Annotated in this window: 24 protein-coding genes and 1 pseudogene; 12 read left to right on the top strand and 13 right to left on the bottom strand. The window is 64.4% G+C overall.

Annotation, left to right across the window (positions count from 1 at the left end):
• Window positions 1-175 precede the first annotated feature (175 nt).
• The gene (locus WHT83_RS07685; protein WP_406873458.1) at window positions 176-1,432 is read left to right on the top strand and encodes an Hsp70 family protein; all 1,257 of its coding nucleotides are present in this window, start codon (window positions 176-178) and stop codon (window positions 1,430-1,432) included.
• A gap of 160 nt (window positions 1,433-1,592) precedes the next feature.
• Here WHT83_RS07685 and WHT83_RS07690 read toward each other — a convergent pair whose 3' ends face one another.
• The 3 genes from WHT83_RS07690 to WHT83_RS07700 form a co-directional block, all read right to left on the bottom strand.
• Window positions 1,593-3,314 (bottom strand): SulP family inorganic anion transporter, encoded by a 1,722-nt coding sequence (locus tag WHT83_RS07690; RefSeq protein ID WP_406873459.1) that lies wholly within the window; start codon window positions 3,312-3,314, stop codon window positions 1,593-1,595.
• A gap of 85 nt (window positions 3,315-3,399) precedes the next feature.
• A complete protein-coding gene (locus WHT83_RS07695; RefSeq protein WP_183262883.1) occupies window positions 3,400-3,642 on the bottom strand; it encodes a helix-turn-helix domain-containing protein in 243 nt (80 codons plus the stop codon).
• A gap of 89 nt (window positions 3,643-3,731) precedes the next feature.
• Window positions 3,732-4,418, bottom strand: a complete 687-nt coding sequence (locus tag WHT83_RS07700) for a phosphatase PAP2 family protein (RefSeq protein ID WP_406873460.1) — start codon at window positions 4,416-4,418, stop codon at window positions 3,732-3,734.
• A 249-nt stretch (window positions 4,419-4,667) separates the two neighbouring features.
• Between WHT83_RS07700 and WHT83_RS07705 the strand changes: the two genes are divergently transcribed.
• A complete protein-coding gene (locus WHT83_RS07705; protein ID WP_406873461.1) occupies window positions 4,668-6,653 on the top strand; it encodes a PhoX family protein in 1,986 nt (661 codons plus the stop codon).
• Between the two features lie 251 nt (window positions 6,654-6,904).
• Here WHT83_RS07705 and WHT83_RS07710 read toward each other — a convergent pair whose 3' ends face one another.
• Complete coding sequence (locus tag WHT83_RS07710; RefSeq protein ID WP_108605436.1) at window positions 6,905-7,243, bottom strand: hypothetical protein; 339 nt, start codon at window positions 7,241-7,243, stop codon at window positions 6,905-6,907.
• A 165-nt stretch (window positions 7,244-7,408) separates the two neighbouring features.
• The gene (locus WHT83_RS07715) at window positions 7,409-7,717 is read right to left on the bottom strand and encodes a hypothetical protein (protein ID WP_183262880.1); all 309 of its coding nucleotides are present in this window, start codon (window positions 7,715-7,717) and stop codon (window positions 7,409-7,411) included.
• A 491-nt stretch (window positions 7,718-8,208) separates the two neighbouring features.
• Here WHT83_RS07715 and WHT83_RS07720 point away from each other — a divergent pair, with 491 nt between their 5' ends.
• Window positions 8,209-8,499, top strand: a complete 291-nt coding sequence (locus WHT83_RS07720; protein ID WP_406873462.1) for a GIY-YIG nuclease family protein — start codon at window positions 8,209-8,211, stop codon at window positions 8,497-8,499.
• A 435-nt stretch (window positions 8,500-8,934) separates the two neighbouring features.
• On the opposite strand, the gene WHT83_RS07725 is transcribed toward WHT83_RS07720, so the two are convergent.
• The gene (locus WHT83_RS07725; protein WP_406873463.1) at window positions 8,935-9,684 is read right to left on the bottom strand and encodes a hypothetical protein; all 750 of its coding nucleotides are present in this window, start codon (window positions 9,682-9,684) and stop codon (window positions 8,935-8,937) included.
• Window positions 9,685-9,713: 29 nt separating this feature from the next.
• A complete protein-coding gene (locus WHT83_RS07730; protein ID WP_406873464.1) occupies window positions 9,714-10,310 on the bottom strand; it encodes a GNAT family N-acetyltransferase in 597 nt (198 codons plus the stop codon).
• A gap of 271 nt (window positions 10,311-10,581) precedes the next feature.
• Here WHT83_RS07730 and WHT83_RS07735 point away from each other — a divergent pair, with 271 nt between their 5' ends.
• The gene (locus tag WHT83_RS07735; protein WP_406873465.1) at window positions 10,582-10,896 is read left to right on the top strand and encodes a hypothetical protein; all 315 of its coding nucleotides are present in this window, start codon (window positions 10,582-10,584) and stop codon (window positions 10,894-10,896) included.
• Between the two features lie 51 nt (window positions 10,897-10,947).
• Window positions 10,948-11,268, top strand: a complete 321-nt coding sequence (locus WHT83_RS07740; RefSeq protein ID WP_406873466.1) for a hypothetical protein — start codon at window positions 10,948-10,950, stop codon at window positions 11,266-11,268.
• 15 nt (window positions 11,269-11,283) lie between these two features.
• Here WHT83_RS07740 and WHT83_RS07745 read toward each other — a convergent pair whose 3' ends face one another.
• Window positions 11,284-12,225: a homocysteine S-methyltransferase family protein gene (locus tag WHT83_RS07745; RefSeq protein ID WP_406873467.1), complete on the bottom strand. Its 942-nt coding sequence runs from the start codon at window positions 12,223-12,225 to the stop codon at window positions 11,284-11,286.
• Window positions 12,226-12,461: 236 nt separating this feature from the next.
• Here WHT83_RS07745 and WHT83_RS07750 point away from each other — a divergent pair, with 236 nt between their 5' ends.
• Window positions 12,462-13,148, top strand: coding sequence for a TetR/AcrR family transcriptional regulator (locus WHT83_RS07750; protein WP_108605428.1), 687 nt, complete (start codon window positions 12,462-12,464; stop codon window positions 13,146-13,148).
• Here WHT83_RS07750 and WHT83_RS07755 read toward each other — a convergent pair.
• Together WHT83_RS07755 and WHT83_RS07760 are read right to left on the bottom strand one after the other, a co-directional pair.
• Window positions 13,122-14,039 (bottom strand): hypothetical protein, encoded by a 918-nt coding sequence (locus tag WHT83_RS07755; RefSeq protein ID WP_406873468.1) that lies wholly within the window; start codon window positions 14,037-14,039, stop codon window positions 13,122-13,124. The two genes, WHT83_RS07750 and WHT83_RS07755, sit on opposite strands and share 27 nt — an antisense overlap.
• A gap of 7 nt (window positions 14,040-14,046) precedes the next feature.
• Window positions 14,047-14,634, bottom strand: a complete 588-nt coding sequence (locus tag WHT83_RS07760; protein ID WP_406873469.1) for a hypothetical protein — start codon at window positions 14,632-14,634, stop codon at window positions 14,047-14,049.
• 210 nt (window positions 14,635-14,844) lie between these two features.
• Here WHT83_RS07760 and lepA point away from each other — a divergent pair, with 210 nt between their 5' ends.
• On the top strand, window positions 14,845-16,653 hold the full coding sequence (gene lepA, locus WHT83_RS07765) for a translation elongation factor 4 (protein WP_406873470.1): 1,809 nt from the start codon (window positions 14,845-14,847) through the stop codon (window positions 16,651-16,653).
• A 61-nt stretch (window positions 16,654-16,714) separates the two neighbouring features.
• Here the strand turns inward: lepA and WHT83_RS07770 are convergent.
• Window positions 16,715-17,077, bottom strand: a pseudogene (locus tag WHT83_RS07770) (GIY-YIG nuclease family protein).
• 520 nt (window positions 17,078-17,597) lie between these two features.
• Between WHT83_RS07770 and WHT83_RS07775 the strand changes: the two are divergent.
• Window positions 17,598-17,912: a hypothetical protein gene (locus tag WHT83_RS07775; protein ID WP_318762701.1), complete on the top strand. Its 315-nt coding sequence runs from the start codon at window positions 17,598-17,600 to the stop codon at window positions 17,910-17,912.
• A 2-nt stretch (window positions 17,913-17,914) separates the two neighbouring features.
• Here WHT83_RS07775 and WHT83_RS07780 read toward each other — a convergent pair whose 3' ends face one another.
• A complete protein-coding gene (locus tag WHT83_RS07780) occupies window positions 17,915-18,508 on the bottom strand; it encodes a hypothetical protein (RefSeq protein ID WP_406873471.1) in 594 nt (197 codons plus the stop codon).
• A 101-nt stretch (window positions 18,509-18,609) separates the two neighbouring features.
• Window positions 18,610-19,074 carry a hypothetical protein gene (locus tag WHT83_RS07785; protein WP_406873472.1) on the bottom strand — a complete coding sequence of 155 codons (465 nt, stop codon included), beginning with the start codon at window positions 19,072-19,074 and terminating at the stop codon, window positions 18,610-18,612.
• Between the two features lie 146 nt (window positions 19,075-19,220).
• Between WHT83_RS07785 and WHT83_RS07790 the strand changes: the two genes are divergently transcribed.
• From WHT83_RS07790 to WHT83_RS07805, 4 genes are all read left to right on the top strand, one after another.
• Entirely contained in the window at window positions 19,221-19,400 is a 180-nt protein-coding gene (locus WHT83_RS07790; RefSeq protein WP_406873473.1) for a hypothetical protein, read from the top strand.
• A 1,019-nt stretch (window positions 19,401-20,419) separates the two neighbouring features.
• Window positions 20,420-20,797, top strand: coding sequence for a hypothetical protein (locus tag WHT83_RS07795; protein WP_108605421.1), 378 nt, complete (start codon window positions 20,420-20,422; stop codon window positions 20,795-20,797).
• Window positions 20,798-20,886: 89 nt separating this feature from the next.
• On the top strand, window positions 20,887-22,911 hold the full coding sequence (locus WHT83_RS07800) for a hydantoinase/oxoprolinase N-terminal domain-containing protein (RefSeq protein WP_406873474.1): 2,025 nt from the start codon (window positions 20,887-20,889) through the stop codon (window positions 22,909-22,911).
• Between the two features lie 148 nt (window positions 22,912-23,059).
• Complete coding sequence (locus tag WHT83_RS07805) at window positions 23,060-25,231, top strand: malate synthase G (protein ID WP_406873475.1); 2,172 nt, start codon at window positions 23,060-23,062, stop codon at window positions 25,229-25,231.
• Window positions 25,232-25,476: the final 245 nt, after the last annotated feature.

Below are 25,476 nucleotides of genomic sequence, written 5' to 3' on the forward strand. Positions count from 1 at the left end.
ATCGCACGAAAGCGGTTTCCTGTGAATGTCGCGACGGTTGGGCCAGCGATCACATTTTCCCGGAAGACGCTTCAGACATCGACATTGGTTCCCGCCTCGTGTATGCGCACGGTCCCGCTGCGGCCTTTCTTGAGGATCGGCCGCCCGATCACGCAGAAAAATTCAGGACGAGACGATGCGACCGGCTTTCGGCGGCATAGACTTTGGCACTTCCAATTCAACCGTTGGCGTCATCGAGAACGGCCGCCCGCGCCTCGTCGCGCTCGAGGGCGAGAACGTCACGCTGCCTTCGGCCATCTTCTTCAACTTCGAAGACAACCAGACGGCACTTGGCCGCCGCGCCATCGGCGAATACACCGACGGCGCCGAAGGCCGCCTGATGCGCGCGCTGAAAAGCGTGCTCGGCAGTTCGCTGGTGCATGAGAAGACCCGCATCAAGGCGCGCCAGATCGCCTTCACCGACATCATCGGCATGTTCGTCGGCCACCTCAAGGATCGCCTCGAAGGCCATGTCGGCGAGTCGGTCGAAAATGTCGTGCTCGGCCGCCCGGTCCAGTTCGTCGACGACAATCCCGAAGCCGACGCCGCAGCCCAGGGCGAACTCGAGAAGGCTGCCCGCGCGCAGGGCTTCAAGCACATCGACTTCCAGTTCGAGCCGATCGCCGCAGCCCTCGACTACGAACGCACCGTGACGCGCGAAGAGCTGGCGCTGATCGTCGACATGGGCGGCGGCACCTCCGACTTCTCCATCGTCCGCGTCTCGCCCGAGCGCGCCACGGCGCCCGACCGCAAGGCCGACATCCTCGCCAACCGCGGCGTCCACATTGGCGGCACCGACTTCGACCGCCTGCTCAGCATCGCCCACGTCATGCCCGAACTCGGCTATCTCACGCCGACCAAGGACGGCAAGCGCAACCTGCCGGCTGGCTATTTCATCGACCTGGCGACGTGGCAGCGCATCAACCTGCTCTACACGCCCAAGGCCAGGCTCGACCTGCGCCAGATACGTTTCGAGGCACAACGTCCCGAACTCATCGACCGGCTGATCGAGGTCGTCGACCAGCGTTTCGGCCACGCTCTGGCGACCAGGGTCGAGAAGGCCAAGATCGAGCTGACCGACGCCGAGGCAGCCTCCATCGACGTTTCGCTGCCAGCGGCGAAGTTCACCGCGTCGCTGACCAGGCAGGGGCTGGAGGACACCATCCGCGCCGCGGTCGGCCGCGTCACGGCGACCGTCGCCGATACGCTTGAAGAAGCGCAGGTGCAGGCCAGCGACATCACCGCCGTCTTCCTCACCGGCGGCTCGACCGCCATTCCTCTGGCACGCCAGAGCATCTTGGCGCTGGTGCCGGAAGCCAGGATCGTCCAGGGCGATGCCTTCGGTTCCGTCGGCCTTGGCCTGGCTCTCGATGCGCAGCGCAAGTTCGGCTGACGCAGGCTACGATCTTGCCTGTCGGCGGAGGCGGCCCAGAAGGCCGTCATTCCCGGCCTCGTGAGCGAGTGAAGCGAGCGGAGAGTGTCGGGAATCCATGCCGTGACGATGATGACGTCGTCCACAGTTCAGAAAGCCACGGCCGGAGACTGCGGTCAGGCTACCCTGCTGTCTTCTCTGCCTTGAGCAGCTCCTGCGCGTCCTTCACCGAGGCGGCATAGCTGACGGCGGGATGCTTGACGCCGTGGTTGATCAGCATCCGCCGCGTCTGCGGCGATGCCCCGGTGATGAAGAAGCGGACGCCTGCCTGCCGCGCCTTGCGGGCGGCGCCTTCGAGCACGTTCGCTGCTGTTGAGTCGAGAAACGGCACGCCCGAGCAGTCGAGGATGAAGTTCTTGCGCTGGTCGGCGATGCGGTCGAGCACGGCCCCCACGGCCGAGGCCGCGCCGAAGAAGAACGCTCCCGAAATGCGGTAGATGACGGTGTCGGCATCACCGGCGTCGCTCGCCTCGTATGCATGGCGGCTGCCATTGGTGGCGTCGGCGACATCCTCCTGCACCAGCGGCTGGTCGCTTTCCACCGCGATGCTTTTGGCCATGCGGTCGATGAACAGGATCGAGCCGAGCGCAAAGCCAACGACGATGCCTTCGGTCAGGTCGCGGAACACCACCAGCAGGAACGTCACCATCAGCACCAGCGCGTCGCCCCATGACGAGCGGATCAGTGTGGCGAAGGCCTGTTTCTCGACCATGTTCCAGGCCACCACGGCGAGCACGCCGGCCAGCGCCGCGAGCGGGATGTAGGAGGCAAGCGGTGCGGCCACCAGCATGAAGGCGAGCAGGAAAAGCGCGTGCAGCATGCCTGATACCGGACCGTGCGCGCCGGCCCGCACGTTGGTCGCCGTGCGGGCAATGGTACCGGTCACGCAGATGCCGCCGAACAGTGCGGCACCGATGTTGGCGAAGCCCTGTGCCACCAGTTCGCAGTTCGAGCGATGCCGCCGCCCGGTCATGCCGTCGGCGACGACCGCCGACAGCAGCGACTCGATGGCGCCGAGAAGCGCAAAGGCCACCGCATCCGGCAGCACCGCCAGCGCCTTGTCCATGCTGAAGGCGGGCAGGGCAGGCCAGGGCAGGCTGCGCGGAATGCCGCCGAAGCGCGTGCCGATGGTCTCCACCGGCAGGGTCAGCAGCGCAACGGCCAGAGAAGCCACGCCCACCGCAATCAGCATGCCCGGCCAGCCCGGGCGCCAGCGCTTGAGCAGCAGGATGGTGCCGATGGTCAGCATTGCCACCGCCACGGCTGATGGGTTCACCGTGGCCGCCGCCTCGGCCAGCGCCCTCAGCTTCGGCACCAGCGCACCGGGTTCCTTGCCGCCGAGCGTCAATCCGAACATCTCGCTGAGCTGGCTGGCGAAGATGATCACGGCGATGCCGGCGGTGAAGCCCACCGTCACCGGATAGGGGATGAACTTGATGTAGGTCCCGAGCCTGAGGTAGCCGATCGCCGTCAGGAACACGCCTGCCATGGCAGTGGCGAGGATCAGCCCGTCTATGCCCTCGCGCGCCACCGTCGCCGCCACCAAAACGATGAAGGCGCCGGCCGGCCCGCCGATCTGGAAGCGGCTGCCGCCGAGCGCCGAGACGATGAAACCGCCGATGATCGCGGTGAACAGGCCTTTGTCAGGCGACACGCCCGATGCGATGGCGATCGCCATCGACAATGGCAGCGCCACGATCGCCACCGTCAGCCCGGCAATCGCATCGGCCTTGAACTGCCTCGCGCCATAGCCCTCGCGCAGAACCGTCACCAGCTTGGGCGTGAACAGTTCCGCGAAGGTCGGTTGCCTGTGCTGTCTTGAATTGCTGCCTGCGTCCATCATCCGCACCACTGGAAACGCGGCGGGATCGTCGGCAAGACTGTCGGCGGTCGCCGTCGCGACTACATCATGCGGATCGCCGGGAGCCTCAGGCCCTTTTCTTCAGGCGCACGCCCCGGCCGCCGGTCTCGTTCTCGCCGATCAGCTCCACGCCGGCGGCGTCGAGCGCCTCGATGACCTTGGTCAGTGTGTCGACCACGCCACGCACCACGCCCTCGCTCGCTTCCATGCGCTGTATCGTCGGCACCGAGACGCCGGCCAGTTCGGCGAGCGTCTTCTGGTCGATGCCTGCCAGCGCTCGTGCGGCGCGCATCTGTGCGGCTGTGATCACTGAGATGTTCCCGTCTCGATCCGCAATATCAATGTATCATACATTCATGTTGATGTTTCAAGCATCATTATTGATGCCTGTAGCATATGTCATTCGTCGCCGGCTTGCGGGCGCATCAGGTGGCGGCTGACCAGCCAGCATAGCGTCGCCCAGGCGAAGCCGGCGCACCAGCCGGCCAGTACGTCCGACGGCCAGTGGACGCCGAGATAGACGCGGCTGATACCGACCATCAGGGTCGTCAACACGGCCACGGCGAAGACGAAGATCGTCGTCGCACGTCCGGGCAGGAAGCGCGCCAAAAGCGCGCCAAGCGTCAGGTAGGTCACCGCCGACAGCATCGCGTGGCCGCTGGGAAAGCTCATCGTATAGACCTGCGCCAGATGCGGCACGAGGTCGGGCCTGGGGCGGTCGATGCCGAGCTTGAGCAGGCTCGACAGCACCTGGCCGCCGGCCACCGAGGCGAAGACGAACAGCGCCGGGCCCCAGCGCCTGGTCATGCCGAGATAGATGACGACGATGGCGGTGATGTAGATCAGCACCGATGCGCTGCCGAGTGCGGTGATGTCGCGCATCGCCTCTTCCAGCCAGGACGGGCCGATAGGGTCGGCCGCATTGCTGGCCTCGCGGAAGAACAGCAGGATGTCGGTGTCGAAGGCGTGCGGTGCTGCGTCGCGCGCCACCTCGGACAACTCGACGAAGCCCCACAGCCCGCCGGCGATGACGATACCGGCTGCCAAAAGCGAGAATTCGATCCTGTTCCACAGTTTTTGATGCATCGTCCTGCCGTCTGCCTGCTGCGTCTGGTTGCGGAGTGAGGCTCCGCGCGTCGAAAGATGGGAGACTGTCCTCGTCGGGAAAAGACGTTGAAACGAAAATGCCGCGGTGCTTCGCGCCTGAACAAGGCGCTGTTCCGTCAGGCTCTATAGCCAAGGCCGACTTTCGGCGAAACTGTCATGCTACTGTTATCTCGTCCGATTAGCGGTGCCGGCGAACCCCAAGCCGTACACCAGCCAGAGGTCGACATCATGAACCAGCCCTACGATCAGAAATTCCGCACCAGCCTGCTCGAGGACAATGACGGTCCCGGCCACAACCCGACCGACAACCGCACCATGGGCGACATCATCGCCAAGCGCTTCTCGCGCCGCGGCTTCCTCAAGGGCTCCCTCGCCGTTTCGGCCATCGCCGCCACCGTCAGCCCCATCGCCATCATCCTCGCCGACGACGCCCGCGCCGCCGGCGGCTCGGCCTTCAACTTCGACGAGGTCGCGGCCGGCATCGACGACAAGCACCATGTCGCCTCAGGCTACGACGCCGACGTGCTGCTGCGTTGGGGCGACCCGATCTTCACTGATGCGCCGGAATTCGATCCGCTCAACCAGTCGGCGGAAGCGCAGGCCAGGCAGTTCGGCTACAACAACGACTATGTTGGCTATATCGAGCTCGAAGGCTCGTCCGAGCACGGCCTGCTGGTCGTCAACCACGAATACACCAACGAGCACCTGATGTTCCCCGGCATCGTCAAGATCGTCGAGGGCAAGATCGAGGTCGCCTCCGCCGACCAGAAGCGCATCGACATCGAACTGGCCGCGCATGGCGGTTCGATCGTCGAGATCCGCAAGGTTTCAGGCAAGTGGCAGGTCGTCCGTGACGGCAAGCTCAACCGCCGCATCACCGCCACCACCGAGATGCAGCTGACCGGACCGGCTGCCGGTAACGATCGTCTTAAGACCAATGCCGACGCATCGGGCACCAAGGTCTTCGGCACTTTGAACAACTGCGCCGGCGGCGTCACGCCCTGGGGCACCTACATCATGGCCGAGGAAAACTTCCACGGCTATTTCGGCGGCGAGCTGCCGGCCGACCACCCCGAAGCCGCCAATTACAAGCGCCTCGGCGTGCCGGAAGGCACCTATGAGTGGTTCAAGTTCTACGACCGCTTCGACGTTTCCAAGGAGCCGAACGAGCCCAACCGCTTCGGCTGGATCGTCGAGGTCGACGTCAACGACCCGAACTCGCTGCCGAAGAAGCGCACCGCGCTCGGCCGCTTCAAGCACGAGGGCGCCGAATCCATCGTCGCCAGCGACGGCCGCGTCGTCTTCTACCTCGGCGACGACGAGCGCTTCGACTACGTCTACAAGTTCGTGACCACCGGCAAGTTCAACCCCGACGACCGCGCCGCCAATCTCGACCTGCTCGACGACGGCACGCTCTACGTCGCCAAATTCGCCGAGGACGGTGCCTTCGAATGGCTGCCGCTGGTCCAGGGCGAAGGCCCGCTCACTGCCGACAACGGCTTCGTCAGCCAGGCCGACGTGGTCATCGAGACGCGCCGCGCCGCCGACCTGCTCGGCGCCACCAAGATGGACCGTCCCGAGGACATCCAGCCCAACGGCGTCAACGGCAAGGTCTATGTCATGCTGACCAACAACACCAAGCGCAAGGCCGACCAGGTCGACGCCGCCAACCCGCGCGCCGAAAACGCCTTCGGCCACATCATCGAGCTGATCGAGGACGCCGGCGACTTCACCGCCACCAAGGGCAAGTGGGAAGTGCTGCTCAAGTGCGGCGATCCCGCGATTGCCGAAGTCGGCGCCTCGTTCTCGACCTCGACCACCGAGAATGGCTGGTTCGGCATGCCCGACAACTGCGCGGTGGATTCCGCCGGCCGCCTCTGGGTCTCGACCGACGGCAATTCGCCCAAGGCCACCGGCCGCACCGACGGCCTCTGGGCGGTCGACACCGAGGGCGAGGCGCGCGCCACCTCGAAGCTGTTCTTCCGCGTGCCTGTCGGGGCCGAGATGTGCGGTCCGCTGTTTGCGCCCGACGACCAGACCGCCTTCGTCGCCGTCCAGCATCCGGGCGACGGCGGCGAGGACTGGGAAGGCTTTGGCCGTCCGTCCTACTACGAGGACCTGTCGACCCGCTGGCCCGACTTCAAGCCCGACATGCCGGTGCGTCCGGCCGTCGTCGCCATCACCAGGCAAGGCGGCGGCAAGATCGCCGTCTGATCCGGACCGAACCGATGTAACGAGAATGGGGGCCTCATGGCCCCCATTCTTGGTCGCTGCCGTAGCTGACGCGGCGCCTCCTTCACTCCGTCATTCCCAACCTCGTGAGCGAGCGCAGCGAGCGGAGAGTGTCGGGAATCCATGCCGTGACGATGACGGACCAGAGCCGGTGCAGGATTTGGACCTGCGCTCGATCTCTTACGAGGTTAGGAATGACGGAAGGTGGGTTTTCGTCTTCCTTCGGTGACGCCCTATTTCCCGGCCAGTGCCGGCCCAAGCGTGATCAGTGCCACCGCCACGACCGCGAGCCCGACGCCGATGCCCTGGATGCCGCTCAGCTTCTCGCCGAAAAAGACGATGGCGACGAGGTTGACGGCGATCAGCTGGATCACCGCCGACAGCGAGAACGACACCGACATGCCGAAGTCGCGCACCAGCCGCAGCATGATCAGGTTGCCGAGCGAATAGAGGATCAGCGTCACCACCAGCTTGCCGATGGTCGGCTCGATGCCCCAGGTCTTGGCCACCATCGCGGCAATCAGGAAGATGACGGTCGAAAAACCGAGCAACGAAAGGCCGATGGCGGACATTTTCAGGCAAGCTCCCACGAATGTCCGCGATTTGCTCCGAATGCCGCACCGGCGTCAAGCAGGTGGGCGACACGCTCCAACGCTATCGCGCCATCGCGCACAAAAACCCTCCCGTCCGGAGACGGGAGGGCGCTTGGCCAAAAGTCTTGGGAGCCCCTGATTCCATCAGGGATAGGTACACTTGCCCTTCTGCGGTTCACCCTGCGGGCCCGGCGTGCCGGTTTCCTCCCAGTCGCCGCCGTGGCCGGCGCAATAGGCGATCATCAGGTTGCACGACGCCTTGTTGTTGCACGTCTCGACATGGCCCTCGGCCTGTCCGCCGCCGCCCGGCGCCTTGAGCCCGAGTTGGTGCGGCGGCGGGGCCGGCACGCGTGCCTTGAGCTGTGCGGCCGAGGCCGCACCGGCAAAGGCCGACATCGAAAGGGCCAGCGTCGCGATCATCGACGAGCGGATGATGGTGTTGGTCATGCTCATGTCAGGTTCTCCTCTGGGACACTTGCGGCTCGCTGGCCGCCACGAACATGTGTGTCCCGGCGGGAGAGGAAGGTTCACGCGCAGATGGAAAAAATGATCGCGCGGATTCCGGTGTCAGGCGTTGGCCTTCTGTTGCGGGACGGAGCGTCAGACGCCGATGTCGGCAGACCAAATCCTGCACCGCCTTTGATCTCGTCATGGTCACGGCATGGATTCCCGACACTCTCCGCTCGTTTCACTCGCTCACGAGGTCGGGAACGACGGAGGCGGGGTGCTTCCGCAAATTTCCAACCCGATTGGCTGGCAGACTCGGTGTTTGGCCACGTCACAACGTTGACGATTGGCCGAGACGACACCCGAAATCCGTCATTCCCGACCTCGTGAGCGAGTGAAACGAGCGGAGAGTGTCGGGAATCCATGCCGTGACATCGGGCGAGATCAAAGGCGGCGCAAGGTTTGGCTTCTTATCGGCCTCCCGCTAAGCTCCCATCATGGGACGGAAGGGGTACGTCTACATCCTCGCCGCGCAGAAGAACGGCACGCTGTACATCGGCGTGACATCCGATCTTGCCGCTCGCCTGCTCCAGCACCAGACCGGAACCGGCTCCAGGTTTGCAGCCCGCTATGGCGCGATACGGCTTGTCTGGTTCGACGAATACGATCTGGTTGTCGATGCGATTGCCCGCGAGAAAGCGATGAAGAAATGGCCGCGAGCGTGGAAGGTCAAACTGATCGAAGAGCGTAATCCAGAGTGGTGGGACATCTCCTGGCAGTTGATGTGAGGCGGCACCCGGGAGCCTGCCGAAAACACATAGTTGTGCCACTTGTTCTGGACCGTGCCGATCTCGTCTCGGTCACGGCATGGGTTCCCGACACTTTCCGCTCGTATTCACTCGCTTACGAGGTCGGGAATGACGGAGGTGGGGAGTGCTTCCGCAAATTTCCAATCCAATTGGCTGACAGACTCGGCGTTGAGCCACGTCCCAACGTTGACGATTGGCCGAGACGACACCTGAATCCGTCATTCCCGACCTCGTGAGCGAGTGAAACGAGCGGAGAGTGTCGGGAATCCATGCCGTGACATCAATGAAGGGCACGGTGGCCCAGAACGTACGGCCGCATTGCCTGGCAGCACCTTCGCACGATACCCCCCCCCAGCCGTCCGGACCTCGTGCTGCGCGATATGAGCAGTGACCACGAAACCAGGCGTCAGCTGCCTAGCCCCCACCCACCGGGATCGTCTCGATGATCCGCGCGGAAAGCCCCAGGTCGTCATTGGTCGCCTGGATGGCGAGTGACCTCACAGGTAACTCGGCCAGCGTGCGCTGGCGCCACCGCTCCGCCAGCCTGGCCAGATCAGCTGTCTCGGCGGCGTCCAGCGCTGCCGAAAAATGATAGTAGCCGATCACATAGAACCGGGTCTGCGGTGCGCCACATGCGTTCTGGATCAGCGCGAACACGTCGCTGCCGTCGCGGCATTCCGGATAGACCGGTAGATAGATCCGGCCGGTGTTGATCCTGCCCAGGAACGGTCCGCCGATGCGCAGGGAGACTGCGCCCAACCGTTCGAGTGCGCTGGCGGCGGCGTCGGCATAGCGCGCGATATCCGGCTCGGAAAGGCCGCCAACGATGGTCGCATGCAGCTTGCCGGCACGCTGGCGGCCGACCTGCCAGGCGATCTTGTCGCTCAACGAAAACGAACGAAGCTCTGCCTCGAACAGCTGGAAAGCTTCGGATCTGCCCAGTTCCCCGGCATCGATTGGCACGACCAGCGAGTGCCGTGGCATCTCGTATCTTCCGTTGAGATAGTCGGTCCCGTCCTTGCCGGCGATGATCTCGGGATGGCCCGGCACCACCAGCGGCAGATGGGCGAGACGGTAGGCGTCGTCGAAGGTCAGGGCCTCGCCTGAAACGAAGCTCCGGCGCGCCGCGTCATAGCCCATCGCGGTATATTCGCAGAATTTCACTTGGGAAACCTCGGACGCGGTCGCGCGCCTCACGGCTTCACCATCAGCACCCAGTTCTCGCCCGCGCCGGTCCAGCGCTCCTTGATCATCGGCTCGGAAGCGATCTCGCGGTATCCGGAGCTCTCATAGAGATGACGGGCGGTGGCGTTGGCGTCCGAAACGATGAGGCTGGTGCCCGTGCAGCCGGTGGCCTCGGCAATCGTGTCGGCCATCGCCAGCAGCCGCGAGCCGAAGCCGCGCCCGCGCGCCTCGGGCAACGTCGCCATGACGTTGACGTACCAGCTGCCGGCGGCCAGGGCCTCGAGCATGTTGAACGGCACGAACATGGCCGGCGTGTCGGGATCCGGCAGCGAGGGTACGATCGGATAGCCGATCAGGCAGGCCAGCACCTTGCCGTGCTCCAGGACGACGGCGTTGCGGTAGGAGAAGCTGCCCTCTTCGCGCTGCGCCCGCTGGCGCCCAACTTCCCAGGGATCGCCGCCTTCCGCCATCTTCGTCCAGAGATACAGTGGCAGGCCGTCGCCGGCCATATTGACGAGTTGCGCCAGGATGCCCGCGTCTTCCTTGGTGGCGGGGCGGGCCTCGGCGGTCAAGCCTTCGTCACTGTAAGCAGCCTTCTCGGCCATGACCGCTCCTCCACTCTGCAGCCGCCCCAGGCTGCGGTCCATATAGGAGCGCGCGTCGCCGCCCCAGTCAACCGCCGCTGTCGGCTGCTGCCCGGGGCAGGGCGGGAACGTCGGCTCTGCCCCTGCAGCGCATGCTGGAACGCCATGTTTTTAAACTTGATATTTTTAGTCCAGTTTTGTATTGGCTCATTCCAGGTGGCGGGTTAGGCTTGCCATGACCGCGCACCATTCGACGCGGTCATGGTCGCGAACGAACGAAGGAGGCAGACCGATGATGCATGTCGCTCCCAGCGCTGGATTTTCCGAGGCGAGCAGCCGTGACGCGGACATCGGCCGCTACCTCTCGCATTTCGGTCGTGTCGAGGCTTTGAAATTGCAGGTCGACAGCGCGCGACGCGCCGCCAACGACAGCCTCGGCCGGCTCAACGCGCTGCCGCAACCCGAGGTCGGCGAAAGCACCTTGTTCGTCGCCGCCCTCGATATCCATCGGCGCGACAGGGAAGCGCTCTTCGAGGCGATGCGTCAGCTCGAAACGGCGCGCGAGGTCCTGCGGCTTGCGGCCTCGGCGGTCGTCCCCGGCCGATGAACCCACAAGGCGCACCGATGCGGGCGCACGAGTTTTGATCTGGAGAATTTCTTGTTGGCACATCTGAGCGAGAACGAGCGTCGGCACGAGGAAGCGCAGGCGCATATCCGCGCCACCATCATGAACGAGTTCTGCGAAGTGATGCGCAAGACCGGCCTGCCGCCGATGGTCGTCATGCGGCTCGCCGCCCAGGCGGTGGGCTCGATCTACCGCGAGACCGCCGACGCCCATTCCGGTCCGGCGGCCTGCCCCTGTGGCTGGTGCCCGCGCGAGGGCACCGATGTCGACGTCCTCTGCGCGGCGCTGCTGGCGGCCTGCACCCGTCGCATGGGCCGCGATCTCCGCTCGATGGCGATTGCCGGAACGGCTTGACCGCGGCCGCCGTCTTCAGGCCGGCAGGCATGCCTCGCAGATCGCCGCGACGTGGCGATGGTCGGTGCCGCAGCAGCCGCCAAGGATGCGCATCTTCGGGAACGACCGCGTCAGCGCGCCGTAGCGGCGGCCGAGATCGGCAGGATCGCCGGCATCCAGCGTTTCGGATTCATCCAGCTCCGCATGGCTCTTGGTCGAGGCGTTGGCCTTCACGCCGGCCACCCGTTCCAGCCATGCTTCGCCTGCGGCAAGTGTCTGGGCAAAATGGCTCGGGTGGGCGCAGTTGATCATGTAGTAGAGCGGATAGGCGCCGGTCTCGCGGTCGGTCGTCTCGATGGCGTCCTTCAACGTCTTTCCCGTCACCAACCTGCCGTCGGTCTCCACCGTGAAGGAGATCATGCACGGCATGCCGAGCCGCTTCGCGGCGCGGGCGATGCCGATCGCCTCGTCGATATTGGTCAGCGTATAGGCCGCCACCATGTCGGCGCCCGCCTCGGCAAAGCTGGCGATCTGGGCCGCGTGATAGGCTTCGGCCTCTTGCGCATCCATGTTGCCGGCCTTGTAGCCGTCGCCGCGCGGGCCGATGGCGCCGCTCACCACCAGTGGCGTCTCCGGCGCTTCCCATTTATCGCGCAATTCCTCGAGCAGGCGGATCGAGCCGACATTGATGGCCTTCAGCGCGTCGGCCCCGTAGCCCAGCTTCTCGCCCCAGTCGGGGTTGGCGCGCCACGTCGCGCTGTCGAGCACGAAGCCGGTGCCGCGCCGGCGGGCGATGTCGAGATATCGCTCGTAGTAGCCCTTCAAGCGCTGCCGGCCCTCGGCGGTGTCGAGCAGCACGAAGGAGGCGAAATGCGGCAGTTCGACGCCATCATGGAAGATCAGCGTCGTTTCCATGCCGCCGTCGCTGAGGAACAGGCCGCCCTTCATCTGCGGCAGGTCGTTGCGGTACTTGGCCATGTGGGTCTCCGATATCAACGGTTCCCGTCCTGCCGCACGGCCCGGCATCGGGAATGCCGTTTTTGCCTCAACCGTCGGTTCGGAACTAGAAACCTTGCGGTGCGGTGGTCGCGGAAACGCGAATTACGTCGGCACCTCAATGGCTTGGCCAACCATGTGGCGGCATATGCGTCATCGGTGATATTGTCGCGGAGTCAAAAACCGTACCGCAGGTACAGCGTTTTCTCGGATCGGATATGGGCAAGGGCCTGGAAACCCGTGAGCGGATACTCGCGATCGCCGAGATGTCGGTGCTCGCCAAGGGTTTTGGCGCCACCTCGATCGACGAGGTCATCGCCGAGGCCGGCATCACCAAGAGCGGCTTCTTCTACCACTTCAAGGACAAGAACGAGCTCGCCCGCGCCATGCTGCTGCGCTACGTTGAGGCCAACAACCGGGTTTTCGACGACGTTTTCGGCCGCGGTCGCCAGCTTTCCGACGACCCGCTCCAGGCCTTCCTCATCGGCCTCAAGCTGCTCGCCGAGGTCATGGCCGATCTGCCCCACGGCCACCCCGGCTGCCTCATCGCCTCGGTCTGCTACCAGGAGCGCATGTTCGACCGCGAGGTCCGCGCCATCGCGGTCAATTCGGTGCAGGGCTGGAACGTGCGTTTCCGCGCCACGCTCGACGAGATCGCCGCCCAGCATCCGCCGCGCGAGGCTGTCGATCTCGACACCGTCGCCGACATGATGTCCTGCATCGTCGACGGCGGCATCATCATGTCCAAGCTGATGGCCGACCCGCGCCGGCTCGAGCACCAGGTGCTGGCCTTCCGCAGCTTCGTCAAGATGCTGTTCTCAGCCGAACCCGCCGCGCGTGCTGGGCAGGGCGCTGCCCCAGCCTCCCACAGCGCCTCATCACACGTCGACCCCCATCTGCTTTAGGCAGCGCCTGATCGGGAAGACCCAGATTTCGTTGATCGCCAGTACGCCGCCGAACAGCAGGCCGACGGCGACCAGCCCCGATTTGGACAGGCAAAACACCACCGCGCCCGAATTGCCTGGGCTCGCCTGGCCGACGATCACGCTGAGCTTGTGGAAGCTGGCATAGATCTTGTCGTGACCGTCGACGGTGATCTGCGCTCCGCCCGGCACCCATGCCGCCCATCGGGCCTCGTGCACGAATTCCTTGGAGACGAAGAAGAAGCGCCGCGGGTCGTTGTTGGCGATCTCGCCATAGCCGACGAGAATGAGGTCGGTGCCGCGGAAGCGTCCGGGCGCCACGGCGTTCAGCGCCACCTCGACAAGGGCTGCGTCGCTGCGGATCTCGGCGGCGCCGAGGTCGTCCATGCGCCGCACGATGCCCTCGATCTCGACGGCCGAATGCGGCACGCGCACCGTCACTGGGCCGGGCAGCACGCCGGGATCTGTGACCACATGGGCATTGGTGACGAGAAAATCCCTGTCGCCCTGCCTGAACACCAGCCCCACCGTGCCGGGTTCGCCGTCCGCGCCGAAGACAGCGTTGCCGCCGCGGATCGACAGGGCGACCGGCTGCTCCAGGATCTCGCAGACATCGGTGGCGATCCGGCGCGGGTGCGACCCCTCCTTGTAGGCGAGGTCGAGAAAAGGCGGCACCAGGTGCCGGGCATGTTGCGCGCCCTTCCTCATCACGTAGAACGTCACGCAGGTCGCAGCCAGCTTCTCGCCGCCGCGGTATTTTTTGGACACGCCGAGGTGATGCGCCTGGTAGTGCGCGACGAGGTGGTCGTGGTCCGCATCGATGGTCCGGCAAACCGTCGCATATTCGGGATGCTCGACGATTTCTGCGGCCATCGCCCGCTCACCTCGCCCCGAGCGGTCCCGGCGTGATCCCGCCCGCGTCCGGCTGCTCGGCGACCACAGGTGCCTCCACGACGTTGCGCACCACCTGCGTCGTCTTGACGTGCAAAAGGTCGGGCTGGCTGATCAGCGGCCTGAGCGCCACCAGGTTGCCGTCATGGTCGAACACGAAGTCGAACACCTGGAAGCGGTCCTGGATCCCGCCATTTGGCGTCCGCTGAACCTCGCCGGAAAGCCCCTTCGCCCCCACCGTCTTGAGCAGTTCTTTCAGGAAGCTGATGAACTCGGTCGAATCCATGTTGGCATGGACCTCGCTGAGCACGCCGTTGGTCATCGTCGCCGTGAAGTCGTTCTTGGCCAGGAAGGCGCCGAACTGCAGCGCATAGGCGCGGTTGTAGTTCGGCACGATGTGAATCGCCGCCGCGGCGCCGTTGACTACCAGGATCGGCTTGACGTCGTAGATGCGGATGCCGCTGACCTTCGAGCCCGGCTTGACCGGCACCGCGGTGACATAGGCGCAGCCCGTAAGCCCGGCGGCCAGGACGACGGACAGCGAAAGCAGCATGCGGGAAAGTGCCGGCCTGACCATGAAATCCCCCGATTCACGTTGGCGCTTCGACCTCGCCTCATGCTGGTGATTGCCGGCCAGAAAGTCAATCTAAAATTGTATATTATGATAGATGCAACCAAAAGCTGAAATCAGCCCGGGCCTCCACGCCCGGCGGCAGGCGCATTGCCCGCCCCGCAGCGCGCAAAGCCGCGCTTGTGAAGCCTTGCCGCCCCTGCTAAAGCGCGGCGCATGACCACACCGCTCGACCACATCCGCAATTTCTCCATCGTTGCCCATATCGACCACGGCAAGTCGACGCTTGCCGACCGGCTGATCCAGTCCACCGGCGGGCTGGAACTGCGCGAGATGACCGAGCAGGTCCTCGACAACATGGACATCGAGCGCGAGCGCGGCATCACCATCAAGGCCCAGACCGTTCGCCTCAACTACCGCGCCAACAATGGCGAGGACTACATCCTCAACCTGATCGACACGCCCGGCCACGTCGACTTCGCCTATGAGGTGTCGCGTTCGCTGTCGGCCTGCGAGGGCTCGCTTCTCGTCGTCGACGCCTCGCAAGGGGTCGAGGCCCAGACGCTCGCCAACGTCTACCAGGCGATCGACAACAACCACGAGATCGTGGTCGTGCTCAACAAGATCGACCTGCCCGCCGCCGAGCCCGAGCGCATCAAGGAGCAGGTCGAGGAAGTCATCGGCATCGACGCTTCCCAGGCCGTCTACATCTCGGCCAAGACCGGCCTCGGCATCCCCGACGTGCTGGAAGCGATCGTCACGCAGCTGCCGCCGCCGCGCGAGGGCGACATCGACGCGCCGCTCAAGGCGATGCTGGTCGACAGCTGGTACGACACCTATCTCGGCGTCATCGTCCTGGTGCGCATCATCGATGGCAAGCTCAAGAAGGGCCAGACCATCCGCATGATGGAGACCAACGCCAAATACCTGGTCGAGCGCACCGGCGTCTTCACCCCCAAGATGATCCAGGTCGACGAGCTCGGCCCCGGCGAGTTCGGCTTCTTCACCGGCTCGATCAAGGAAGTGGCCGACACCCGCGTCGGCGACACCATCACCGAGGACAAGCGCCCCACCGCCAAGGCCCTGCCGGGCTTCAAGCCGGCCCAGCCGGTGGTGTTCTGCGGCCTGTTCCCGGTCGATGCCGCCGACTTCGAGGACCTGCGCGCCGCCATGGGCAAGCTGCGCCTCAACGACGCCTCCTTCTCCTTCGAAATGGAAACCTCGGCCGCACTCGGCTTCGGCTTCCGCTGCGGCTTCCTCGGCCTGTTGCACCTCGAGATCATCCAGGAGCGGCTCGAGCGCGAGTTCAACCTCGACCTCATCGCCACGGCCCCTAGCGTTGTCTACCGCATGAACCTCAACGACGGTTCGACCAAGGAACTGCACAACCCCGCCGACATGCCCGACGTGGTCAAGATCGCCGCGATCGAGGAGCCGTGGATCCGCGCCACCATCCTCACCCCCGACGACTATCTCGGCTCGATCCTGAAACTCTGCCAGGAGCGCCGCGGCATCCAGGCCGACCTTAGCTATGTCGGCAAGCGCGCCATGCTGGTCTACGACCTGCCGCTCAACGAGGTCGTGTTCGACTTCTACGACCGGCTGAAGTCGATCTCCAAGGGCTACGCCTCCTTCGACTACCACCTCACCGACTACAAGGAAGGCGACCTCGTCAAGATGTCGATCCTGGTCAACGAGGAGCCGGTCGACGCGCTCTCCATGCTCGTCCACCGCACGGCGGCCGAAAAGCGCGGCCGTGTCATGGTCGAGAAGCTGAAGGAGCTGATCCCGCAGCACATGTTCAAGATCCCGGTCCAGGCCGCCATCGGCGGCAAGGTCATTGCCCGCGAGACCATCTCGGCGCTGCGCAAGGACGTCACCGCCAAGTGCTACGGCGGCGACGTCACCCGCAAGCGCAAGCTGCTCGAAAAGCAGAAAGAGGGCAAGAAGCGCATGCGCCAGTTCGGCAAGGTCGACATCCCGCAAGAAGCCTTCATCCAGGCGCTCAAGATGGGCGACAACTGAGGCACTCTTTTTTCCTTCTCCCTCCTGAGCTTGTCGAAAGGACGGGGCTCGCCCAAAACCCTCATGGTGAGCCTGTCGAACCATCGGATTTTGGGCCGTCGTCTTCGTCCACGCGCTTCCACCACGGCGTGAACGCGGTTCCCTGCCGGTTCTTGGACAGTTCCGGCAACCTCTCATACGCCAGCGCAATCACCGCTTCCTTTTTGGCGCGGGTCCAGCCCTTGATCTGCCGCTCTCGCTCGATCGCCTCCACGATCCGGTCGTAGGTCTCGGTGAACACCAACTCCACCGGCCGCCGCTTGCGCGTATAGCCGTCCTAGATGCCCTCGTTGTGCTCCCAAACCCGCGCCTCGATCTCCTGCTTGGTCAGGCCGGTGTAATATGACCCATCCGAGCATCGCAGGATGTAGATGATGACTTCCATGCCAACAGTCTCCCCCAAAATACAGCGCAGACCCTCATCCTGAGCCTGTCGAAGGATGATCTGAGTGCGCCTGTCGCCAAAAACCTCATGGTGAGCCGTGAGCTTGTCGAACGGTGGAAGGGTTTTGGGACAAGTGGAGATCTGCGCCCGGCGCCCTCGTGGTTCGACAGGCTCACCATGAGGGCTACTGAAGCGCCTTACCTATGGCCATCTTTGCCAAGTCTCCCTACCAAACGCTTGCACACATTGGTGCTGGCTTAGCGCCGCCCACCCAAAATCCTCATGGTGAGCCTGTCGAACCATCGGATATCTAGGCCGTATTTCTCTTCGCCCACAATCATCGACAGTCTAGACGCTGCCCTCGCTACGGTAGGGTAGATTTCCAAGTTGTGTTATTTCTATATAATCTGACCATCATAGTCATTACGTAGAATACAGGAAAAAGGTATAAAGTTTATCGACGTTGACGGCACTTTTTCCAAGTGTAAGAATTGAAAATAGAAAGCTAGGGGAGGGGGAAATGCCGGACGGACAGAATCGAACGACCGAAGCCGAGTTGTCGGCAGTGGTTCTGGAAATTTTATATGAGAGACCCAACGGCCGCGCTACTGTGCAACAGCTGATAGCTGAAATTCCGCGTCGATTGGTGCTTACACCCGAGGATCAGGCACAATCGGATACTCGTCCGAATGAAGAAGTGTGGGAGCAGCGTGTTCGTAATATACGATCGCACCACAGCACTGCCGGAAATTACATAGCCGAAGGGCTTCTGGCTGCCGTCGATGGCGGCTACGAAATTACAGCGATGGGGCGATTGCGCATCGAAAATAGGTAGGTTTAGGCGAAACGCGCTTTGTAGCCGGGTTGCAGCCATCTTAGCTCGGTACCATCGGAAACGGACTTGTCCCAAACGAACCAAGCATATGCTGTTGTGCCCGAGCCGGACTGAACTGCTCCTGCTGGGTAGAACGTTATTCTTTCGCTGAAAACCCAAACCCGTGCCGGTGGGCAGTCGCTGAAAATTGTACGAGCGCGGTTTGCGCCTTCCAAGAAGGCCAGTCGCAAAAGCAATGCAAACTTGTTGCGCGCAATAGTAACGCCAGTGCGGACGAATTCTTCCGCACTGTTGTAAGGCGGGTTTGTCACGATATTGTCTACCGGATCGGTGGCTCGCGTGAAGTCTACGCCAGACTGCCCATACCCGCGATCATATAGGTCTGAACTTCGCACAGAGTTGCCGCGGCTTTCGAGAATGCGGGACATGGCACCGTCGCCGCACGCGCACTCCCATATCTCGCCCTTAAAAGTCTCATTATCCATCAACGCATGTGTCGCCCATGCGGGTGTCGGAAAGTAATCGGGGCCAGCTAAATCGGCAAACCGTTTCATCGTTGGCTTGAAGCCGCCGTTTAGGTGATACGTAGCGTCCATGAACCGGTCCCCGATCTTGAGGAGTATTAAAAGAATAAAAGGGTTAATAACCGATGACTGCGGGTAGCCATTGGCTATTTACTCAAAGCGGTATGAAATACTCACCTCCCAAACCGCATCACCCAATTCACCTCCCACGTCTCGCCACCATCCCTAGACATCGCCTGTTCCCAGCGTGGGCTTTTCCCCGGCGTCCAGAGGAACCGCACGCGCACCGGCTGGCCGCCCTCGACATCATCGCCAAAGAACGCGCCGCGTCCGTCTACGAACCGCCCGACCGTCGGCGGAAACAACCGAAAACTTTTCGTGTCGCTCCAGTAGATCGACCACAGCCCTGTTTCGGGATTGTAGAGCCTAAGCGTCATGCCGGTGAAACCGCGCTCGGGCACCGCCATCTGGTCGAGATTGCCGCCAAAGGTGCCGTCGGGCGCCTGCATCACCTTTTCGATGTGCGAGAACGCCGTAAACGTTTCCCACGCATCCGAGCCTACCAGCCGCTCGCGCAGGCGTTCGTTGGTCACCGTCCAGTCGCCGATCAGGAAATCGAAATCGTCAAAGCCGCTCATGCCATCCTCCTCAGGGTTTGCAGGAGAGTAGCCGATGCCTACTGACAGGCTGCTGTCAGGAGTTGTCAGGGGCGGCTTGACCTTGGCCGCCCCCCGGGCTCATCTGCCGCCGCGATCCCGCCACACCTTCCGCCTAACGCCGCTCCATGAAATTGCTCGCCGTCCTCCTTGCCCTGGCAACCCTCTCCGCCTGCGCTGCCCGCGCGCCGGTGCCGACGGCGCCCGTGGCTGCCCCGCCTGCCGCCGTGCAGCCGGCCGTCGAGCCGCTGCCGGCAGGCGTCAAGCCGCTGACCGTCGAGCAGGACGAGCAGATTTCGCAGGGCTGAGCGGGGAAAATTTCTCCACGGTTTTGAATTTTTTTTCGATTTGAGTTCTGCACCGCTGCGGCTTTTCCAGCGTTACGGCATGGATCCCCGGGTCTCCGCACGTCGCTTCGCTCCTGCTCCGCCCGAGGATGACGAGCGCGTTTGGGTGCCCTCGCCAATCGCCAACGCCGGCGCAAAATCCAGGCGTTCGCGCTCGTGAAAATGAGCAGTTTTACCGGTTCCGGCCCGCTGGTTCCGGGCAATCTGCTCCGGCGTTGGCGATTAGCCGAGAGCAACATGCCTTCGTCATCCTCGGGCGGAGCAGGAGCGAAGCGACGCGCGGAGACCCGGGGATCCATGCCGTGACATCGAAACTGCCGCAGCCGTGCAGGACACTCCAGCGGTGCACGACGTCACCCCATGTCACCAAACCCCGTTGATACCTGCCGCCCTTTCTCCACCCCCCAAAGACCTCCCGTACAATCCATCCCGTCCCTGCCGCGGGAACACCGGTCATGACGGTGATTGCGTGGGCAGGGGCCGGCGCCTCCGGCGACGGGCCAGCGTAGCCCGCCGCCCGGGGAGGTTCCGTCCAAGGGTTCCCCCTCGGGCACTACGGCCCGGGTGCGCTGGTCGATGCGCTAGTGGGGCCGGGGCGTTAATGCCCGGGCCCGGAAGCGGAACGGACGGGAACATAAATCGCCGGACGGGCGGTCGCGAGATCGCACTTAGACATAGCCGAGCGATCCCGCGACCGCCCGTCTTCCCAACTCATTCAATGGCCAGACCGGCAACGGGGCGTGGCAGCGGGGAAGCGCGTCTTTGCCTTCTCCCCATGCGGGAAGGTGGATTGGCGCACAGCGCCAAGACGGATGAGGGGTGTTGGACGGAGCTCGACGTTTCAGGCCGTTCATCATCTGGAGTCTTCGTCTGGATGCCTCCGTTTCTTCCACCACCCCTCATCCGTCGCCTTCGGCGACACCTTCTCCCGCAAGGGGAGAAGGAAGCGTGCCAGCAACCCCAACCCACAGGAGCCCGACATGACCGAAGCCGAAGAGCGCTGGTATCCCAGCTTCAGGATCAACAGTTTCCCGCGCGAGCCCTGGTGCACCGACGCGCAATGGGCCTGCGTGCTGCGCGACCAGCAGGAGCACGCCGAGGCCAAGGGCATCTATCTCGGCCTGTTCCAGCTGCTCGCCGCCCATCTTGGTTTCGTGTGCAAATGCCCGCTGCGTGCCTGCCGGCGGCTCAGGAAATGCACCGGCCGCCGCGCCGAGGACGACTGGTCGTTTCCGTTCAAGCCGTTCATCCCGCCCTGCGTGCCGCTCGATGTCGAGATCGTCGAGAAGATGCGGGCCGGGATCCGCGCCGAAACCGACCGTATCCTCGCCCTCCACGAGGCGCGCGGCGATGGCTGACCCCCTTGTTTCAGGCGGCTGGCCAATTTTCCTTTGGCCGGCATATCGGCTAAGCGGGACGGAGATCAAGAACTCCGGAACACCAGCGCATGAACCCCAGCCACCACGCCCCGCTTTTCCTCGGCATCGACACCGGCGGCACCTACACCGACGCCGTTTTGTGGTCCGAGGCGCATGGCCCGCAGGGCAAGGTGCTGGCCAAGGCCAAGTCGCTGACCACCCGCCACGACCTGGCCGAGGGCATTTCGGGTGCGGTCGGCGCGGTGCTCGACAGGGCGGGCGTCAACCCCGCCGCCATCAAGCTGGTGTCGATGTCGACCACGCTCGCCACCAACGCGCTGGTCGAGGGCCAGGGCGGGCGCGTCGCACTCGTGATGATCGGCTTTTCCGAGGCCGACCTCGCCCGCGACGGGCTCAAGACCGCGCTCGGCACCGACCCGCTGGTGCTGTGCGAAGGCGGCCACGACGTCCACGGCAACGCCCGGACCCTCGATCTTGCGGCGCTGGAAGCGGCCTTGCCCGAACTGGCGAAATCCGTCTCGGGCTTTGCCGTCTGCGCCTATTTCGCCACCCGCAACCCGGCCCACGAGATCGCCGCGCGGGATTTGATCAGGCAGAAGACGGGCCTGCCGGTCACGGCCAGCCACGAGCTGTCGGCAAAGCTCGGCGGCCCGCGCCGGGCGCTGACCACGCTGCTCAATGCCCGCCTGATCTCGATGATCGATCGCCTCGTCGCCGCCACCGAAGGTTTCCTCGAAAAGCGCACCATCAAGGCGCCCTTGATGGTGGTGCGCGGCGATGGCGCGCTGGTGTCGGCCGAATTCGCCCGCCAGCGGCCGATCGAGACCATCCTGTCCGGCCCCGCCGCCAGCCTCGTCGGCGCCCGCCACATGACCGGCCTCGACAACGCCGTGGTCTCCGACATCGGCGGCACCACCACCGACGTTGCCGTGCTCGACCATGGCCGCCCGCGGCTCGACCCGGAGGGCGCCACGGTCGGCGGTTTCCGCACCATGGTCGAGGCGGTCGCCATGCGCACCTTCGGCCTAGGCGGGGATTCGGAAGTCTTGCTGCAAGAGGGTGGCCTGCAGCCCAAAATGTCGCTCGGGCCGCGGCGCGTCGTGCCGCTGGCGCTCGCCGGCATGATGCATGGCGAAGCGGTGACGAGCGAGCTGGAGCGCCAGCTGCGCGCGCCCAATCCCGGCCGCATGGACGGCCGCTTTGCCGTCCGTACTGGCGTGCCGGAACATCTCGCCGCCGGGCTGACCGCACCGGAAGCCAAACTCTACGACCAGATCACGGCCGTGCCGCAGCCCATCGACCGCCTGCTCACCTCCAACGCCCAGAACGCCACGCTCAACAGGCTGGTGTCGCGCGGGCTGGTCCATGTCTGCGGCTTCACCCCCTCGGACGCCGCCCATGTTCTCGGCCGCCAGGCCAACTGGGACGAGGCGGCCGCACGCCTTGGCGCCGAGCTGTTCGCCCGCAAGCGCGACGGCCGCGGCCAGCCGATCGCCGCGAGCCCGGAGGCGTTGTCCGAGCGGGTGCTGGCGACGCTGACCCGGCTCTCCGCCGAAGTGATCCTCGAAACCGCCTTTGCCGAAGACGGGCTCGACGGCGCGGCCACCGTCGCGCATGCGCTGGTGCAGCGCGCGGTCGACTCCCATCCCGGCATCGCCCGTTTCACGGTCGCGCTCGACCGGCCGGTCATCGGCCTAGGCGCCTCGGCCCCGCTGCATTATGCCGGCCTGCCACAGCTTGTCGGCAACGAATGCGTGGTGCCAGAGGACACCGACGTCGCCAACGCGCTGGGCGCCGTGGTCGGCCAGGTCAGGGTCACCGCCGAGGCGCGCGTCAGCCAGCCCAAGGAGGGGCTGTTCCGGGTGGCGGTCGGCGAGCTTGTGCGCGACTTCATCGACGAGGACTCGGCGATGGCGCTGGCCGAGGTGGAAGCGCGCGCCATCGTCGCCGCCAAGGCGCGCGATGCCGGCACCGATGCCGCCGAGATCGATGTGACGGTCGATTTCAAGGTCTCGACGGTCGAGGGCCAGCGCATGTTCATCGAAGCGCATGTCCTGGCGATTGCCGCGGGCAGGCCCCGGATAGCGGGTTGACGGCTAAATCGATTTGCGGCGGCGCTGCGCGGCAAATCAATGCTGCTTTGCAACATTGGACGAATTGACCCTGCGGGCTTTGCGTGCCAAACGCCCGAAAACCTTGTTTTGAACGCCCCTGCGGCGCCGGAATTTTGGAGCGCATGATATGACCGACACCGTCGAACTCTTTGGCCTTTCGATATCGCGTGAGCTGCACGACTTCGTGGTGTCGGAAGCGATGGTCGGCACGGGTGTCGAGGCGGATGCGTTCTGGGAGGGGTTTGCCGCGATCGTGCACGATCTCGGGCCGAAGAACCGGGCGCTTTTGGAAAAGCGCGACGACTTCCAGCTCAAGTTGGACGCCTGGTACCGCAAGCATGGCGCGCCGCACGACATGGCGGCCTACAAGGCGTTCTTGTCCGAGATCGGCTATCTCGTGCCGGAGGGCCCGGCCTTTGCGGTGACGACGGAAAATGTCGACCCCGAGATCGCCACCGTCGCCGGGCCGCAGCTGGTGGTGCCGGTGATGAACGCGCGTTATGCGCTGAACGCGGCGAACGCGCGCTGGGGTTCGCTCTACGACGCGCTCTACGGCACCGATGCCATTTCCGATGCCGACGGCGCCGAGAAGACCAAGGGCTACAATCCGAAGCGCGGCCAAAAGGTCATCGCCTGGGCCAAGGCGTTTTTGGATCAGTCGGCGCCGCTGGCGTCTGGCAGCTGGTCTGATGTGACCGGGCTTTCGGTCGAGGGCGGGGTGCTGAAGCTGGCGACAGCTGATGGCTCGGTTTCGCTTCGCGAGCCAAAGCAGTTCGCTGGCTATCGCGGTGCGGCGGAAAACCCGGATGCGGTGGTTCTTGTGAAGAACGGCCTGCATGTCGAGGTCGTGGTCAACCGCGACAGCGCGATCGGCAAGACCGATCCGGCCGGTATTTCGGACATGGTGCTGGAGTCCGCCCTGACCACCATCCAGGACTGCGAGGATTCGGTGGCAGCGGTCGACGCCGAAGACAAGGTTGTGGTCTACCGCAACTGGCTCGGCCTGATGCGGGGCGACCTGTCGGAAACCTTCGACAAGGGCGGCAAGCCGGTCACCCGCAGGCTCAATGGCGATCGTGAGTATACCGGCCCGGACGGCGCTTCGGTCTCGCTGCCCGGCCGCTCGCTGATGCTGGTGCGCAATGTCGGCCACCTGATGACCAACCCGGCGATCCGCGACCGCGACGGCCACGAGGTGCCGGAAGGCATCATGGATGCGGCGATCACCGCCTTGATCGCCCTGCACGACGTCGGCGCCAATGGCCGCCGCATGAACAGCCGCGCCGGTTCGATGTATGTCGTCAAGCCGAAGATGCACGGCCCCGAAGAAGTCGCCTTTGCCGTCGAGATCTTCGACCGCGTCGAGCGCCTTGTCGGCATGCCCAGGAAAACCATCAAGATGGGCATCATGGACGAGGAGCGGCGCACCACCATCAACCTCAAGGAGTGCATCCGCGCCGCCAAGGAACGCGTGGTGTTCATCAACACCGGCTTCCTCGACCGCACCGGCGACGAGATCCACTCGTCGATGGAAGCAGGTCCGATGGTGCGCAAGGGCGACATGAAGCAGGCGCCGTGGATCAATGCCTACGAGGCCTGGAACGTCGACACCGGGCTGGAATGCGGCCTGTCCGGCCATGCCCAGATCGGCAAGGGCATGTGGGCGATGCCCGACCTGATGGCGGCGATGCTGGAGCAGAAGATCGCGCATCCGAAAGCCGGCGCCAACACCGCCTGGGTGCCGTCGCCGACGGCAGCCACGCTGCATGCCACCCACTACCACAAGGTCGACGTGCACCAGGTCCAGGACCAGCTGAAGAGCCGTCCCAAGGCGCGTCTCGACGACATCCTGTCGGTGCCGGTGGTGGTCCGTCCCAACTGGACGCCCGACGAGATCCAGCGCGAGCTCGACAACAACGCGCAAGGCATCCTGGGCTATGTCGTGCGCTGGATCGACCAGGGCGTCGGCTGCTCGAAGGTGCCCGACATCAACGACGTCGGCCTGATGGAAGATCGCGCCACCTTGCGCATCTCCTCCCAGCACATCGCCAACTGGCTGCGCCACGACGTCTGCTCGCACATCCAGGTGATGGACTCTCTCCAGCGCATGGCGGCGATCGTCGACCGGCAGAATGTCGGCGATCCGCTCTACAAGCCGATGGCGCCCGAGTTCGACCAGTCGACCGCCTTCCGCGCCGCCTGCGACCTCGTCTTCGAAGGCCGCGCCCAGCCCAACGGCTACACCGAGCCGGTCCTCCACAAGCGCAGGTTGGAGCTCAAGGCCAGGGAAAGAGTTTAGAATTCTCGGGTATGATGCCCGATGTGATTTTGACAGCCTGATAGTTATGACAGCGCTCTACGTTGCCCCCCTCTGGCCTGCCGGCCATCTCCCCCACAAGGGGGGAGATCGACCAATCGCGACGGCGCAACCCCTTGCCCATGCTGTCCAGCGGGCGGCGCGTTCAACGCGGCTGATCTCCCCCCTGGCCGGCAGGCCAGAGGTGGGCGTGCAACGCCCTGCCTTGCGCCATTCTGCCTGGAGCG

The sequence above is a fragment of the Aminobacter sp. P9b genome (genome assembly GCF_045345995.1).
GTDB classification, from domain to species: Bacteria; Pseudomonadota; Alphaproteobacteria; order Rhizobiales; family Rhizobiaceae; genus Aminobacter; species Aminobacter niigataensis.

What these genes read in the sequence shown, in the direction of transcription:
- WHT83_RS07685 (WP_406873458.1), top strand. Translation starts at nt 176, where the DNA reads ATGCGACCGGCTTTCGGCGGCATAGACTTTGGCACTTCCAATTCAACC.
- WHT83_RS07690 (WP_406873459.1), bottom strand. Translation starts at nt 3,314, where the DNA reads ATGATGGACGCAGGCAGCAATTCAAGACAGCACAGGCAACCGACCTTC.
- WHT83_RS07700 (WP_406873460.1), bottom strand. Translation starts at nt 4,418, where the DNA reads ATGCATCAAAAACTGTGGAACAGGATCGAATTCTCGCTTTTGGCAGCC.
- WHT83_RS07705 (WP_406873461.1), top strand. Translation starts at nt 4,668, where the DNA reads ATGAACCAGCCCTACGATCAGAAATTCCGCACCAGCCTGCTCGAGGAC.
- WHT83_RS07710 (WP_108605436.1), bottom strand. Translation starts at nt 7,243, where the DNA reads ATGTCCGCCATCGGCCTTTCGTTGCTCGGTTTTTCGACCGTCATCTTC.
- WHT83_RS07715 (WP_183262880.1), bottom strand. Translation starts at nt 7,717, where the DNA reads ATGAGCATGACCAACACCATCATCCGCTCGTCGATGATCGCGACGCTG.
- WHT83_RS07720 (WP_406873462.1), top strand. Translation starts at nt 8,209, where the DNA reads ATGGGACGGAAGGGGTACGTCTACATCCTCGCCGCGCAGAAGAACGGC.
- WHT83_RS07730 (WP_406873464.1), bottom strand. Translation starts at nt 10,310, where the DNA reads ATGGCCGAGAAGGCTGCTTACAGTGACGAAGGCTTGACCGCCGAGGCC.
- WHT83_RS07735 (WP_406873465.1), top strand. Translation starts at nt 10,582, where the DNA reads ATGATGCATGTCGCTCCCAGCGCTGGATTTTCCGAGGCGAGCAGCCGT.
- WHT83_RS07745 (WP_406873467.1), bottom strand. Translation starts at nt 12,225, where the DNA reads ATGGCCAAGTACCGCAACGACCTGCCGCAGATGAAGGGCGGCCTGTTC.
- WHT83_RS07750 (WP_108605428.1), top strand. Translation starts at nt 12,462, where the DNA reads ATGGGCAAGGGCCTGGAAACCCGTGAGCGGATACTCGCGATCGCCGAG.
- WHT83_RS07755 (WP_406873468.1), bottom strand. Translation starts at nt 14,039, where the DNA reads ATGGCCGCAGAAATCGTCGAGCATCCCGAATATGCGACGGTTTGCCGG.
- WHT83_RS07760 (WP_406873469.1), bottom strand. Translation starts at nt 14,634, where the DNA reads ATGGTCAGGCCGGCACTTTCCCGCATGCTGCTTTCGCTGTCCGTCGTC.
- lepA (WP_406873470.1), top strand. Translation starts at nt 14,845, where the DNA reads ATGACCACACCGCTCGACCACATCCGCAATTTCTCCATCGTTGCCCAT.
- WHT83_RS07775 (WP_318762701.1), top strand. Translation starts at nt 17,598, where the DNA reads ATGCCGGACGGACAGAATCGAACGACCGAAGCCGAGTTGTCGGCAGTG.
- WHT83_RS07780 (WP_406873471.1), bottom strand. Translation starts at nt 18,508, where the DNA reads ATGGACGCTACGTATCACCTAAACGGCGGCTTCAAGCCAACGATGAAA.
- WHT83_RS07785 (WP_406873472.1), bottom strand. Translation starts at nt 19,074, where the DNA reads ATGAGCGGCTTTGACGATTTCGATTTCCTGATCGGCGACTGGACGGTG.
- WHT83_RS07790 (WP_406873473.1), top strand. Translation starts at nt 19,221, where the DNA reads ATGAAATTGCTCGCCGTCCTCCTTGCCCTGGCAACCCTCTCCGCCTGC.
- WHT83_RS07795 (WP_108605421.1), top strand. Translation starts at nt 20,420, where the DNA reads ATGACCGAAGCCGAAGAGCGCTGGTATCCCAGCTTCAGGATCAACAGT.
- WHT83_RS07800 (WP_406873474.1), top strand. Translation starts at nt 20,887, where the DNA reads ATGAACCCCAGCCACCACGCCCCGCTTTTCCTCGGCATCGACACCGGC.
- WHT83_RS07805 (WP_406873475.1), top strand. Translation starts at nt 23,060, where the DNA reads ATGACCGACACCGTCGAACTCTTTGGCCTTTCGATATCGCGTGAGCTG.